17 protein-coding genes are annotated in these 14,248 nt (G+C 42.9%); 12 read left to right on the top strand and 5 right to left on the bottom strand.

The window, feature by feature from the left end:
- Nucleotides 1-14: 14 nt before the first annotated feature.
- Together MUCPA_RS32475 and MUCPA_RS32470 are read left to right on the top strand one after the other, a co-directional pair.
- Nucleotides 15-626: a phosphatase PAP2 family protein gene (locus tag MUCPA_RS32475; protein ID WP_008512487.1), complete on the top strand. Its 612-nt coding sequence runs from the start codon at nt 15-17 to the stop codon at nt 624-626.
- Nucleotides 627-794: 168 nt separating this feature from the next.
- Complete coding sequence (locus MUCPA_RS32470) at nt 795-3,179, top strand: hypothetical protein (RefSeq protein ID WP_008512485.1); 2,385 nt, start codon at nt 795-797, stop codon at nt 3,177-3,179.
- 40 nt (nt 3,180-3,219) lie between these two features.
- Here MUCPA_RS32470 and MUCPA_RS32465 read toward each other — a convergent pair whose 3' ends face one another.
- The 4 genes from MUCPA_RS32465 to MUCPA_RS32450 are packed head-to-tail and all read right to left on the bottom strand — an operon-like array spanning nt 3,220 to nt 6,092.
- Complete coding sequence (locus tag MUCPA_RS32465; protein WP_008512482.1) at nt 3,220-3,729, bottom strand: molybdopterin-dependent oxidoreductase; 510 nt, start codon at nt 3,727-3,729, stop codon at nt 3,220-3,222.
- On the bottom strand, nt 3,726-4,898 hold the full coding sequence (locus MUCPA_RS32460; protein ID WP_233276814.1) for a cytochrome-c peroxidase: 1,173 nt from the start codon (nt 4,896-4,898) through the stop codon (nt 3,726-3,728). Before MUCPA_RS32460 ends, MUCPA_RS32465 begins: the two co-directional genes overlap by 4 nt.
- On the bottom strand, nt 4,865-5,110 hold the full coding sequence (locus MUCPA_RS38560) for a hypothetical protein (protein WP_008512478.1): 246 nt from the start codon (nt 5,108-5,110) through the stop codon (nt 4,865-4,867). The genes MUCPA_RS32460 and MUCPA_RS38560 overlap by 34 nt, the downstream gene beginning before the upstream one ends.
- Nucleotides 5,111-5,120: 10 nt before the next feature.
- Entirely contained in the window at nt 5,121-6,092 is a 972-nt protein-coding gene (locus MUCPA_RS32450) for a GlxA family transcriptional regulator (protein ID WP_008512477.1), read from the bottom strand.
- A gap of 131 nt (nt 6,093-6,223) precedes the next feature.
- Between MUCPA_RS32450 and MUCPA_RS32445 the strand changes: the two genes are divergently transcribed.
- From MUCPA_RS32445 to MUCPA_RS39365, 8 genes are all read left to right on the top strand, one after another.
- A complete protein-coding gene (locus MUCPA_RS32445; protein WP_008512475.1) occupies nt 6,224-6,727 on the top strand; it encodes a DinB family protein in 504 nt (167 codons plus the stop codon).
- A gap of 56 nt (nt 6,728-6,783) precedes the next feature.
- Nucleotides 6,784-7,161, top strand: coding sequence for a DoxX family protein (locus MUCPA_RS32440; RefSeq protein WP_008512473.1), 378 nt, complete (start codon nt 6,784-6,786; stop codon nt 7,159-7,161).
- A gap of 386 nt (nt 7,162-7,547) precedes the next feature.
- Nucleotides 7,548-7,979 (top strand): VOC family protein, encoded by a 432-nt coding sequence (locus tag MUCPA_RS32435; protein ID WP_008512472.1) that lies wholly within the window; start codon nt 7,548-7,550, stop codon nt 7,977-7,979.
- Nucleotides 7,980-8,074: 95 nt separating this feature from the next.
- Nucleotides 8,075-8,452 carry a hypothetical protein gene (locus tag MUCPA_RS32430; protein ID WP_008512471.1) on the top strand — a complete coding sequence of 126 codons (378 nt, stop codon included), beginning with the start codon at nt 8,075-8,077 and terminating at the stop codon, nt 8,450-8,452.
- Between the two features lie 40 nt (nt 8,453-8,492).
- Entirely contained in the window at nt 8,493-8,717 is a 225-nt protein-coding gene (locus MUCPA_RS32425; RefSeq protein ID WP_008512469.1) for a hypothetical protein, read from the top strand.
- Nucleotides 8,718-8,749: 32 nt separating this feature from the next.
- Complete coding sequence (locus tag MUCPA_RS32420; RefSeq protein WP_008512467.1) at nt 8,750-9,139, top strand: VOC family protein; 390 nt, start codon at nt 8,750-8,752, stop codon at nt 9,137-9,139.
- A gap of 141 nt (nt 9,140-9,280) precedes the next feature.
- Nucleotides 9,281-10,306, top strand: a complete 1,026-nt coding sequence (locus tag MUCPA_RS32415; RefSeq protein WP_040626762.1) for a serpin family protein — start codon at nt 9,281-9,283, stop codon at nt 10,304-10,306.
- Between the two features lie 2 nt (nt 10,307-10,308).
- Nucleotides 10,309-10,521, top strand: coding sequence for a serpin family protein (locus MUCPA_RS39365; protein WP_316928944.1), 213 nt, complete (start codon nt 10,309-10,311; stop codon nt 10,519-10,521).
- A gap of 215 nt (nt 10,522-10,736) precedes the next feature.
- Here the strand turns inward: MUCPA_RS39365 and MUCPA_RS32410 are convergent, their stop codons facing one another.
- A complete protein-coding gene (locus MUCPA_RS32410; RefSeq protein WP_008512464.1) occupies nt 10,737-11,633 on the bottom strand; it encodes a pirin family protein in 897 nt (298 codons plus the stop codon).
- A 305-nt stretch (nt 11,634-11,938) separates the two neighbouring features.
- On the opposite strand from MUCPA_RS32410, the gene MUCPA_RS32405 reads away from it, so the two are divergent.
- Together MUCPA_RS32405 and MUCPA_RS32400 are read left to right on the top strand one after the other, a co-directional pair.
- Nucleotides 11,939-13,099 (top strand): ABC transporter substrate-binding protein, encoded by a 1,161-nt coding sequence (locus MUCPA_RS32405; RefSeq protein ID WP_008512463.1) that lies wholly within the window; start codon nt 11,939-11,941, stop codon nt 13,097-13,099.
- Nucleotides 13,099-14,247, top strand: a complete 1,149-nt coding sequence (locus tag MUCPA_RS32400; protein ID WP_008512461.1) for a CaiB/BaiF CoA transferase family protein — start codon at nt 13,099-13,101, stop codon at nt 14,245-14,247. The genes MUCPA_RS32405 and MUCPA_RS32400 overlap by 1 nt, the downstream gene beginning before the upstream one ends.
- The last annotated feature ends 1 nt before the right edge of the window (nt 14,248 follow it).

Below are 14,248 nucleotides of genomic sequence, written 5' to 3'. Positions count from 1 at the left end.
AATAATCTTGTTGCATGCGCTTGGTAACCTATAAATATCTCTTTGTATTCTCATTTTTTCAACTTCTTGTTTCGTTCGGCGTGCCAGTTTCGCTTTTTGCACAGGGCAAAATACAACAATTTGACGAACGGATATTGAACGACCTTGCCGCCCAACGAACTCCAGAGAAAACAGCCTTTTTCCGATTTATATCAGACAGTTATCCGTACGGCGATGTTGGTGTACCCGCCGGGTTATTCATTGGCGGCGTTATCGGTCATGATCAGCAAATGCGCCAAAATGCGCTTTACGTGGGCTCCAGCACGGTGCTATCCTATGCGCTAACTACCTTAATTAAGCACATTGTTAAGCGCCCAAGGCCATTTGTGCGTAATATCAACTTTGTACCGGTTTACAGGGCCCAAAATTCATCATTCCCATCCGGGCATACCTCCTCTACCTTTGCTACGGCTACGGCGCTATCTATAGCCTATCCTAAATGGTACGTAATAGCGCCTTCGTATTTATGGGCGGGCGCGGTGGGTTATTCCAGGATGTATTTAGGTGTACACTACCCTACAGACGTAGCCGGTGGCATTGTGGTGGGCGCAGGTAGTGCGGCATCTACTTTATTTTTAAAAAAATAGACTATTAATTTTCTTCATTCTATTTTATCTTTAGGGCAATGTATTGCTTAATCGATGTCATTTAAGCTGCTTAATTGCCATCGTAAATTCATCTTGCAGCTTACAGGTGGCTATAAAAGATTAGAATATTAAATTTTGATAAATTTGTAGCTATAATTTATTTAATTAATGAAGCTTCCGCAGTTCCCTGTTAACCCATTCCGTTTACAACTTTCTTTTCATAAAGTAATTGAGAGGATGGAGCAAATGGCTACCAGCGGTAATCAATTTGAAAGCCCCAGGGCTCAAAGCTTATTACAACGTGTAGCTGCTCAGCCTGAACTTAAAGACGGGATAACCGAAATTGAGCAGATAGAAAAAAATGCTTCGCTGATTGCTGATTTATTGTCGGATTTATTTCCGGCTGGACTCACAACAAACGAAATTAAAGCGGTAAGCATTCCCTTTCAGGGTTATTTATTTAACATGACCGACAGGTTTAAAAATATTTTAAACGGTGCCGGCCCCTCGTTCGATTTTACCATCCGCGATTTTGACGACCACAAATTTTACATATACAGTTGTTGCTTAATTCTTAATAGCTTTTACGGCACGCGTTTTGACTTTGCCAAGCCTCTTTTTTACGATATACCAACGGCTACCGGGGTTATCAGGCATTATCGTATTTTGTACAATGCTGATTTTTTGGAAATAATGCGCACCGAAAAATCAATTGATTTAACTCCAGACGATATTGCCCTGCTGATGGATAATTATAACGATCTGGCCTTATGGAAAGCCAAGTTACCACCGGAAAGCTATGTGCTCAAAGGCTTCGCGCTTATAACGTTGGTTGATGTTACCGTGGAAAATGCCGTATCCGACTTAAAAACCAATTTATTGGGCAACTCTGCCATTCCTGATTTTTTACAGAAATTCGAAGTGATTTTGCGGTCCATCTTCAGCATCCCGGATATCAGGATGGGGTTTACTTCCTTTGATAAAGAAACCGGGCAGTTTAACAACCACCCTTTTGGCAAAAAGCTTCCCAGTTTTTTATTGCCCGTAAAACTGGAAGAAGAATGCAGAAAACTGTTGTGTAACGGATCGTACCATAACATCATGGAAAAACACAGCTATTTTTCGGTTTCTAATCTGCCGGAATATATCAGGGCCAACCCCGGAAACGAAATGGGCATGCATTTTAGCGAACAAAACGTACAAAGCTTTATTTTGGCGCCCGTTGTAAAAGATGACGTTTTACTTGGTATTTTGGAGTTGGTATCGCCGCGCAAAAAAGAGTTTAACAGCGTTAACGCCAATAAACTGGAAGTGGTAATGCCCTTGCTGATCGATAGTATTGAAAGGAAGATCAGGGAGATGCAAAACCAGATACAAGCAGTTATACAAAACAATTATACTACCCTGCACCCCAGCGTTGATTGGAAATTTAAACTTGAGGCGCAAAAATATATCCAACACATTAACATGGGGTTGCTTTATACCTTAAAAGAAATATCCTTTAAAGATGTATATCCGCTTTATGGGCAGGTTGACATTAAAGATTCATCCATCACCAGGAACTTAAGCGTTAAAACCGATCTGGAAAACCAATTAAGGCAGCTGATTCCGCTGTTTGAGCAATTGCACCAATACCAGTATATTGTTACTGCCGAAAAAAATCTGCTTAAATTAAAGTCGTTTGTTAATGATCTATCGATCGGCATTAATGCCGATACAGAACAACAGATACAGCATTATCTTGAAACGCGGATATATCCTCTGTTAAAAGCTAATGCATCCAACGGTGTACTTTCGGACAAAATTGAGTATTATTTTAAACAAACCGACGCAGCCAAGGGCGAGTTTTATAGCAGCCGCCGAAACTACGAAAGAACGCTATCGCTGGTAAACGAAAAACTGGCCAGTATATTGGATAGCAGACAATTAGAAATACAATCTTGTTTCCCGCATTATTACGAAAGATTTAAAACTGATGGCGTGGAGCATAATCTGTATATAGGTGCTTCTATAGCTCCCAAACAGAACTTTACGGATGCCGACCTTAGCCGCCTGCGTTTATGGCAACTACGGGTAATTATTGAAATGGAGATGGAACTCCATATTTTACGCGATACACTTCCCTATAATTTGGGTGTGGCTTCGCTAATACTTGTTTTTAGCAATCCGATAGATATCCGTTTCCGGATGGACGAAAAACATTTTGATATCGATGGTGCTTACAATATCCGCTACGAGGTCATAAAAAAACGAATCGACAAGGCGCATATTAAAGGCACTACCGAGCGTATTACGCAACAAGGCAAAATAACGATCATCTATTCCCAAAAAGAGGATGAGCAGCAATATCGCCAATACATTTATCTTTTACAGAAAAACGGTTTGCTGACCGATGATATTGAACAATTTGACGTGGAGGATCTGCAAGGGGTATCGGGATTAAAGGCGCTCCGGATCGGTATTTTATATGAGAGCTATGCCTCTATCAACAGCCACAATATGTACAGCGATTTATATGTGCAGATACAGGAAGAGAATATCGTGAATAGCTAAAGCTCCTTCCCACCGTAAGCCAGCCCACACCACCACGCTGCTATTTGGCGAAGCGAACGGTGATACCGATAACCTGTTTGATACAACGTGCAGGCTTTTTTTCGTCTTGAACGATGATGCGGAAGGGCCCATCTGCTGGCGGCAGTGCCTTTCCATCTACCTCATCGGCAAGGATAATCGTCCGGTCGGTAAACTCTTTATCCAATTCGGCCAGCGCGAAAACAACCTGGTAACCATCACTGGCTTCAACGTTAGCGTACTTGGTCAGGTTCTCTCCTTTTAAATCTTTACCCATGGTTGCGCCAGCCTTTTGCAGTATCAATGCCAGTACCACACCCGAGTAGCTATGATCTTTACCGTCGCGGTCTTTCCGGGTTACTTTGGTTTGCTCAAACTCATGCATATCGGCCAGGGTAAGGTTAAACGGATTAGTCAGCTCACCTGCAATTTTTACGGTAGCCGCTTTCGTTGGTGTTTGAGCGCGGGTAATAGTTGAGTTAATGGTAAGCGCAATAATTAGGGTTATTGCCAATAGGTGAATGTTTCTCATTTGGATTTCAATTTTATTTTTCTGTTGGATGTGATGAGGTGCGGATCTGCAAACCGCGGATCGCTGATAAAGGTTGAATCGGTTAACATATTTAAAAAAGCGATGATGTCCTTCTTTTCTCCGGGAAGTAATTTTAGCGTTTTTCCGCCGAGCTCGTTTGATTCGCCGATCAGAAAAGCACTTAGCGATGCCGATTGCAACACGTGATCGCTATAATGATCAATCACTTCTTCCAGCGTTTTAAACCGGCCATCGTGCATATAGGGAGCCGTAAGCGCAATATTGCGTAAGGTTGGCACTTTAAAACGCCCACGGTCGCTCGGCTGGCCGGTTAATACCTCAATGCCCCTATCCCTGGGGATACTATCCAAACCGTTATTATGAAAAAGTTCCTGGTACATTTTAACGCCGCCGTGGCAGTGCGCGCAATTAGCGCCACGAATCCCTTTTTCCGGCTGCGGCCGCTGGTTAAACAATTCCATCCCCCTTAGCTCCTGCGGCGTTAGTTGGTAGGCATGCCGCAGGTATTGATCGTATTTGGAATCAGCCGAAATCAGCGTCCGCTCAAACTGGGCTATCGCCTTAACAATACGGTTGGCGGTGATGTTTTGATCTCCATAAACCAGTTTAAACAAAGCCGGGTACGGTGCCGATTGTTTAAGTTTTTGAACAGAAATAGCCAGCGACTGCCCCATCTCGTGCTCGTTTGTGAGCGGAATGTTGGCCTGATCTTCCAGGCTTGCAGATCGCCCATCCCAAAAAAACTTCCTCGTCCACAGTAAATTAACAAGGGCCATTGAATTTCTGGACGTAGCCACATGGTCAACCCCTTCGCTAAAGGCTCTGCCATCTGTAAATGCTTTTTGCTGCTGATGGCAGCTGCCGCACGAAATTGTGTTATCGGCAGACAGGCGCTTTTCGTAAAACAACATCCGGCCCAGGTATACACCCTGTTGCGTTGTGGGATTATTATCCGGCGTATTAATGCGGTTGCCGAAATTAGCAGGATAGTTGAGCGGGTAAGGCCCGATGGGTACCGGTTCATGACCGTAATTCCAGGCTGAGATAGCTGTTACCGCTACCAGTAAAAGCAATATCATACCCATCTTACCCGATATTTGGCTCAGGCAAGGCATTAACCGGCGTTGCGTTTTAGTTTTGATGACCACAGATATACTCGATAGCTAATTTGATAATTATACATGAGGTTTAAAAAGTAGTTTCTGCCTTCCTCGGGGTAACCCTCAACTAAAGTGTAATTTCGGATAGAGCCAGAGGCCTGGATGCGTTCCAGTAACTCTACCCAGCCATGGCCCAACACTTTTTCGCCGCCTATCTCCATCCAGATGCGGCCATTTAACTCAAAGGGGAACTCTTCCATATGGGGCCCGTTATTTTACATGAAACTTTTCGCGATATTCTGAGGGTGTCATCCCAACGCTTTTACGGAATACTTTCCGGAAAGCTTTCGGGTCGCTATAGCCCGAGTTTACAATCACCTCGGTCATTTGCTGCCCGGTTTGCACCAGCAGCTTTTTGGCTGCCTCAATTCGGGTTTGCTGCAGGTACTCAATTGGTGTTATTCCGGTAACCTGTTTAAATCTGCGCACAATATTTCTGCGACTGGCCGGGATATCCTTAATCAGCTCCTCAATGGTGCCGGTATCATGGTAATTTGCTTCAATTTTTTGCTGCGCAATGGCAACCAGGTCATCATTGTGGTTGCGCGTAGGTTGAAACGTGCTGAAATACGATTGCTTGTCGCGGTCCATGTCTATAGCAAAAACCTTAGCCACCCGCACCGCCATTTCTTTGCCGCAATGGCGCTGAATTAAATGCAATAACAAGTGAAACGACGACGTGGCCCCGCCACTGGTATACAAGCGACCATCACGGGTAACCGTTTTATCAGCCTTCAGATCAACCTCCGGAAAGGCCGACGCAAAAGCCTGACAGGCATCTACATGGGTGGTGGCTATTTTACCGTTAAGCAGGCCGGTAGCGCCCAGTAAAAAGGCACCGGTGCAAACTGTGGCTATTTCGGCCCCATCCTTAAATTGTTGTACCAACCAAGGGATAAACTCGTAATTAGCACCAATGGCCGGCTTAATATCATCGGTATTAAAAGAAGGTATCACAATCAAACTTTTAACATCGCTTGTCTGGATCGACTCGGTTGGATAATCCAGGTAAGGGTTGGTTATTTTCTGACTATCACTCTCCAGGTAAAGCAAACTAATATGGTAGGGTTTAGGCTTATCGCTCTCGCTGTAAAACCTGTTTACAGTTTCAAAAACATCCAAAACTGCGGCTAAACTTAATAAACGGTATTGCCGGGTTAATAAAACGCCAATCTGTATCATGGTATATTTTTCGGTTTAATATTGTAAACATAAAAAAAATGTCTCAAATACCCCCTAAAATTGACTTTTACGGCAAGCATGCCATTGGAGCCATTTTTTTAATTTAGAATTATAATTAAAACCCGCAAATAATGGACATTCAAGCCAGCCTAAAAGAGACGGATCAAACATTTACAGAGTTCCTCCTTATCTTAGCTTCCGTCAGGGAAGATCAAATTAACACGATCCCGTTTAAGGGCAGCTGGACCGCAGGGCAACTGGCGCAACATATCGTGCTATCGGCAGGCGGCTTTGTACAATTGATAAACGGCCCGTTTAATGACACCAATCGTGATCCCGAACTGCATTCGGCTAATATAACAGCGACATTTTTAAATTTCAATATTAAAATGCAATCACCTGATTTTATTAATCCGCCTGTAAAGGAGTATCATCAACAGGAGCTGATCCATACCTTACAGGATATAAAGGCAGACTTATTAAAAGCCATTCAAAAAACAGACCCAACCTTAACCTGCACCGCGTTTGAAGTGCCCGTACTGGGCTACCTAACACGTGCCGAAGCCATTACATTTACCATTGTACATACCCAAAGGCATATCAACCAGCTAAAAAATATCAATAAAAACTTGTGAGTTAACAATACAATACTATTTTTAACTATTAAACCAAACCAACCAATATATATAACATGAGTATTAAAGCCCTTAAAATAACCTATTGGATACTGACAAGCATTTTTGTATTGGCTATGCTGGCTGATGCATACGGTGGCCTGTCTCAACAGGAAGCAGGCAAAGAAGCACTAAAACACCTCGGATATCCGGCTTATGCGCTTGTGATCTTCGGCACGGCCAAATTATTGGGGGCGCTTGCCATATTACAAACCCGGTATAAAACTTTGAAAGAATGGGCCTACTCCGGTTTTGTGATCAATTGTACAGGAGCAGCCATGTCGCATGTTTTTGTTGGTGATAGCGCGGGTATTGTTATTGCCCCACTTATTTTGCTGGCGTTTACTTTACTAACTTATTATTTTTGGAAACGATATCAATCAGCTACCGCATGATAAATTGTAGTTATTGGTTATTTAGTTATTTGTTATTAGGTTATTGAGATGATGGTAGCAAAAAGTATTTCCTGCCAATTTAAACCGTCAAAACGATACTTCACTCGCAGCAATTATTTTCCAAATACACAACTAAAGCGTTACAACTTGATAATCGATAATTCAATAACCTAATAGCGAATAACTAATAACCTAATAACAAATAACTAAATAACTAAATAACTAAATAACTAAATAACTAAATAACTAAATAACTAAATAACTAAATAACTAAATAACTAAATAACTAAATAACTAAATAACTAAATAACTAAATAACTAAATAACTAAATAACTAAATAACTAATAACTAATAACTCAATAACAAATAACTTAACAACCAAAAAATGGCAACACTTAATCCTTACTTAAACTACCCCGGCACAGCCGAAGAGGCGTTTAACTTTTACAGATCAGTTTTTGGCGGCGAATTTGCTATGCTGCAACGATACAAGGACACACCCGAGGCTGGAACTATAGCGCCGGAAGAAGCTGATAAAATTATGCATATCGCGTTACCGATAAGCAACGGTGTTACGCTGATGGCTACAGATGCTACCTCATCTATGGGGCAGCCCTTTATCCCGGGAAACAATTTTTATTTATCGCTTGGCGCCGAAAGCGAGGCAGAGGCAGAGAAATTATTTAACGGGCTATCAGCAGGCGGAGCTGTAGTTATGCCCTTGCAGAAAACTTTTTGGGGAGCCTACTTTGGGATGTTTAACGATAAATTCGGCATCCAATGGATGGTAAATTACGATTACAACGAGCAGGAATAAGCAGCACCTGGGCAGGTAACTGCCCGCTTTATTAATTGTGGCAGAAAACCTATCGGCAATTATCAATAAACCTTAAATCATTAATTTAAAACCAGATGAAAATCGCATTTATTATTATCCGGATCCTGATGGGGCTTATGTTTATGTTTGCTTCCGTTGCCTATTTTTTCAAACTGTATCCACAACCCGTTTTGCATGGCAACATTAAAATTTTTATGGAAGGCGTAACGGCTTCAGTTTACCTGATGCCCTTAGTTAAAATAACCGAATTGATTTGTGCGATAGCTTTTTTAATCGGTCGCTACGTTAGCCTTGCCGCCGTAGTAATATTCCCAATTATCATTAATATTTTGCTGGTTCATATTTATCTTGATCCATCAGGTACTCCGCTGGCGATAGCGCTTTTATTGGCCGATTTGTTTATCGCCTGTTATTACCGCCAAAATTACGCTACCTTGTTTAACGCTAAATAGTTGCACAGCGGCGTGTGTTAACAGGTATAATTTAATTAGTATGGTAGAAGTATTTAAAACTGATGTGAGTGAGCGGTGCCATGCCAATATGCTGATAGCCCAGATTCACCAGATTTTTACTGATTATAAAGCTAATTTTGATTTGGAAGACTGCGACCGGATATTGCGCGTAAAATGCGCGAACGGAACCGTGCATCCGCCATGCCTGATTGAACTGCTGAAGGATTTTGGCTTCCATGCGGAACTCCTTCCTGATACCTGGTAACAAATTAATTAATCATCAATAAAAATAAAAACATGTTTAAGCACCAACAACCGTTCAGCGGGTTTTCCGTAGATGATGCAGAAAAAGCGAAAGAATTTTATAGCGCGATACTTGGTCTGGAAGTTATCGAAGTACCCGATATGCAGGGCATTCTGAAGCTTAAATTATCGGCGGACAGCCATATTTTGATTTATCCAAAACCTAACCATATTCCCGCTACCTTCACTATTCTCAATTTCCCGGTACATGATATCAACGACGCTGCGGCCGCGCTAACCCAACTCGGGGTGAAATTTTTGATTTATGATGAACCCGGTTTTAAAACGGATGATCAGGGAATCTTTCATGGCGGAGGCCCTAAAATAGCCTGGTTTACCGATCCGGCGGGTAACATCATATCTATATTGGAGCAAAACGATTAAAACAACCCGCAATGTGATCTGGCGAAAAGACTCCACCCGAAAGCAGTTATAATAATGAATCATAAGATATATAGAAATTAATATCAATTATTGTAGCGTTTAACATCAGGTTTGCGTATTGACAATAAAACCAAACCACACATGAAACGCAAACCCCTACTTATTGGCTTATGCCTGCTCAGCACGTTCTCAGCCTGTAAAAAAAGCACACCCGTTCCGCAAGATACAGGGAAAGACCTGGTACTAACGGCAGTGGAACAGCAAAAAGTTGGTGCCGATAACGCTTTTGCCTTAAAATTATTTAAAACTATTTCGGCTGGCAATACGGATAACAGTAACCTGTTTTTTTCGCCGCTGAGTGTAAGTTTTGCTTTAGCCATGGCTGATAACGGAGCTAACGGCCAAACCCTGACAGACATCAACAATGTGATGAACTTCAATGGCTTTACGCAAGACCAGGTTAACAGCTATTATAACAAACTAATTACCGAACTGCCACAGCTGGATCCAAATACCACACTTAAAATAGCCAATTCCATTTGGTATCAGCAAAATTTTACGGTGCTGCCTCAATTTTCACAAACCAATACCAACTATTATAAAGCCAAGGTTCAAAGCGCCGATTTTTCGTCGTCGGCTACAAAAGATATGATCAATGCCTGGGTGAGCGGCCAAACCAATGGAAAGATTCCAACAATAGTTGATCAGATCCCCAGTAATGTGATCATGTACCTTATCAATGCCATCTACTTTAAAAGCACCTGGAACGAAAAATTCAACGTCGCTGATACACGCCAACGTTCATTTTACCTTGCAAACGGTAGTACTGTTCAAACCGACTTTATGTCGGCAAGCATCCATCTCAAGGTTTGTAATGATTCGCAGACAGCAGTTGTTGAATTGCCATACAGCAACAGTAAATATAGTATGGTAATTGCAATGCCAATAAATGGAAATAGCCTTCAAAGCCTAAGCAGCAATCTTGATTCAGTAAAATGGCAAACATGGATGAGCAAACTAAGCTCAATTAAAGGTGATATCATACTTCCAAAATTTAAATTCAGTTATAGCCGCCTGCTTAACAATGATTTAATTTCACTTGGCATGGGGAGCGCGTTTTCAGACGCAGCTGATTTTACACGCATCAACGCAGACGGGGGGGGGTAAATATAGACAGGGTAACGCACAAGGCGTTTATTGAAGTTAATGAAGATGGTACGGAAGCCGCTGCGGTAACGTCTGTATCCATTGGAGTCACTACAGCAGCTCCGGTATATATACCTATTGACCATCCCTTCCTGTTCGCCATCAGGGAAATGAAAAGTGGATTGATCTTGTTTACAGGTATAATAAATAATCCGCTGTCAACCGGAAGTAATTGATAGTGAATACAATGCAACGATGAAGTATTTTAATTTCAGAGATCGCCAATTTACAACGCTTAGATCAGCGAAATCATCTCTACCAATGTGATACAAAGGCGGCTACTCACAATAAAGGATGTAGCCGCTGATATTAACACCGTAGCAAATTGCGTTTGTAACGTTTTTTTTGCCTTTCAATGCTCTTAAAGCATAACCCGAAAAATAACTTGCCGTTATCTATGCTGTTTAAAATTATTATTCTCCGTAGGCAATGGAATAAAACCCGTTTCGCCGGGTACAGGCTGGAATTTTTGTTCCAGCCATTTTTGTTTAGCTCGCTCAATAAGATCAAGATTGGATGCTACAAAGTTCCAGTAAATAAAACGCTCCTCGGGGAAGGCCTCTCCGCCAAAAAAGTAAACTGTGGTATTGGCATTCATCGTGAACTCGCACAAGCCGCTATCCTTAGCAACCAACAGTTCTTTGGGGCCAAATGTGGTGCCTTCGCTTTCAATGCTACCCTCTAAAATATACAGGCCAACTTCGCCATACAGGGCATCTCCTATGGATACCTTTTTCTGCTGCGCACTTTTAAGCTGCAAAAAATATAGCGGACTAAAAACAGGTACGGGCGATTTTTTTTCCATGATAGATCCGGCAATAAGTGTATATGCAACATCATCGGCTTCCCAATAGGGCAGTTGCTCTGTATCGGCATGAAAAAAGGATGGCTCCATCTCTTCCAGCTCCTTTGGCAGGGCCACCCAGATCTGTAAGCCATGTAAAGTTTTGGATTGCTCCCGCAGATAGCCCGGTGTTCTTTCAGAATGGGCAATGCCGCTGCCTGCTGTCATCCAGTTTACCTGACCGGGTTTAATTTCCATTTCGGTGCCCAGGCTATCCTTGTGCACAATATTGCCCTCAAAAAGATAAGTGAGGGTAGATAAACCGATATGCGGATGCGGGCCAATATCCATATTTTCGCCGGGTTTCATCAGGGCCGGCCCCATGTGATCGATAAATATAAACGGCCCTACCATTCGTTTGCCCTGAAATGGCAATAACCGGCCTACCATAAAGTTGCCAATATTGCGCGGGCGCTCTTCGATAATCAGGTTGATGTTAGACATGTTGTATCTTGCTAAGTATACCGCAAGATAAGCATAGCCATTGTATTTTGATTAGTAAAAACCTTTTGTTAATCGCGCAAGTAGGTTCATTTACTTCTCTTAAACTATCCAAAATTTTGCTTAATACAATCCCAATGATAAGATTCTACAACTCCTTGCACAGATCATACAGTAACCTTATGCCCTGCCCGGATAAATTTGTTCTATCAATAAATCTAATCAGTTTATCATTTAGCATATTTAATTATACTCCTTGAGATGGTGTTTGCCAATGGCAGATGTCACCAGGTGAAACTTGTAAATCCATGTCCGAAAACATCGCCCTTAAAGGAATTACCTGGAACCATAGCCGCGGTTTTGTACCGATGACAGCGACTGCGCAGCGCTTTTCAGAATTAAACCCGTCTGTGAACATCAGTTGGGAGAAAAGGTCATTACAACAATTTGCCGATCTTTCTATACAGCAACTGGCCGAAAGATACGATTTGCTGGTTATAGATCATCCCTGGGCGGGCTTCGCTGCCAAAACGGGGTCTATCCTACCCTTCGATCAATATCTGCCGGAAGATTTTTTAAAAGACCAGGAACAAAATTCCGTAGGCCATTCATACGAAAGCTATGCCTACAATGGCCATCAGTGGGCTCTGCCTATTGATGCCGCTACCCCCGTTGCTTCAAGCCGACCCGATCTGTTGGAAAAGCATGGTTTAAGCCTGCCTAAAACTTATGATGAGCTACTTACTTTGGCTAAACTCGGTCTGGTTGCTTTTCCGGCTATCCCTATCGATTCGCTGATGACATTTTATACCTTCTGCTGTTCTTTGGGTGAAGATCCCTGCCAGCATGATGATACGGTGATCAGTGAAGCTACCGGGATCAAGGCCTTAAAATTGTATCGTGAGCTCGCTCAAAATATTGATGTGGCCTGCTTCCACCGGAACCCGATCCAGACATACGAGGCGATGACACTGACTGATGACATAGCCTATTGCCCTTTTGCTTATGGCTATTCCAATTATTCGCGCAAAGGGTACGCCCGCAAGTTGCTTCATTTTCATGATATGATTATCCTGGACGGAACGTCAAACCTGCGTAGCTCCCTGGGCGGTACAGGGTTGGCAGTATCGGCTAACTGCAAGCATGTGGACATTGCCATGCAATACGCAGAATTTGTGGCGTCGCCCCAATGCCAGCAAGGGATATACACCGAAAATGGCGGCCAACCCGGGCATTTAACCGCCTGGACAGACGAGGATAACAACCACAAAACGCATAATTACTTCATCAATACCTTGCCCGCTTTGCAAAGGGCATATTTAAGACCGCGCTACTTCGGTCACATGTTTTTCCAGGATCATGCCGGTGATGTGGTTCGCAATTACCTGATGAACGGTGGCAGCGAGCAGCAGGTATTGGCAGATTTAAACAACTTATACCTTCAATCAAAACAAAAGGTACAGGCATGATGAAACCATTGGAAGGACTGTTAGTATTGGAGTTTAGCCAGTTTATGGCCGCGCCTACAGCAGGACTAAGGCTGGCCGACCTGGGCGCCCGCGTTATAAAAATAGAACGCCCCGTTAAGGGTGAAGCTGGCAGGCAAATTGCCATCCGCAATATCTTTGTCAACGGTGATAGTTTGGTTTTCCATACCATTAATCGCAACAAGGAATCGTACGCTGCCGATCTGAAAGATGCTGACGACCTGGAAAGAATTAAGAAACTCATAGCGAAAGCCGATGTGATCACACATAATTTTCGCCCTGGTGTGATGGAAAAGATAGGGCTCGATTATGAATCTGTTAAAGCCATCAACTCGCGTATTATTTATGGTGTGGTTACCGGCTATGGCACTAAAGGCCCCTGGGCATTAAGGCCCGGGCAAGATTTATTGATCCAGTCGCTATCTGGTTTAGCTTACCTGTCTGATACCAACGACGCAGGCCCTGTGCCCTTTGGTTTGGCTACAGCCGATATGATCTGCGGGGCACATTTTGTGCAAGGTATACTGGCGGCATTAATTAAACGCGCTAAAACCAATACAAGCGCGCTGGTAGAAGTAAGTTTAATGGAATCGGTACTTGACTTGCAATTCGAGGTGATTACCACGTACTTAAACGATGGTGGCAAATTACCGCAACGCAGCAGTGTAAAAGGCAACGGGCACGCCTACCTGAGCGCGCCGTATGGCATTTATCAAACTAAAGATAACTACCTGGCTTTAGCTATGGGCAATTTGCACCAAATTGGAAATGTTTTGGGAATTGACCTGTCGGAAGATTATCCCGATAAAAGCTTATGGTTTGTTCATCGCGACGAGATCATGTTGTTGATCGCCGGTCAGCTGAAAAAGAAAATCACGGCCGAATGGCTCAATAAACTACAGAGTGAAGGCATCTGGTGCTCTGAGGTTTTAACTTACGACCAAAGCCTGCAACACGAAGGTTACCGGGTATTGGGAATGCAGCAGGAAGTGATACTGCCCGATGGCGGCACCCTCACTACCACCCGCTGCCCCATCCGCATTAATGGTGAAAAACTATATTCAAATGTGGCGGCGCCGCGGCCTGGAGCGCAAACAGAAGAAATTAACCATCAATTTAACCTGGTATAAC

The organism is Mucilaginibacter paludis DSM 18603, from assembly GCF_000166195.2.
In the GTDB taxonomy this organism is placed as follows: Bacteria; Bacteroidota; Bacteroidia; order Sphingobacteriales; family Sphingobacteriaceae; genus Mucilaginibacter; species Mucilaginibacter paludis.
This window is presented reverse-complemented; position numbering and strand designations above follow the sequence as displayed.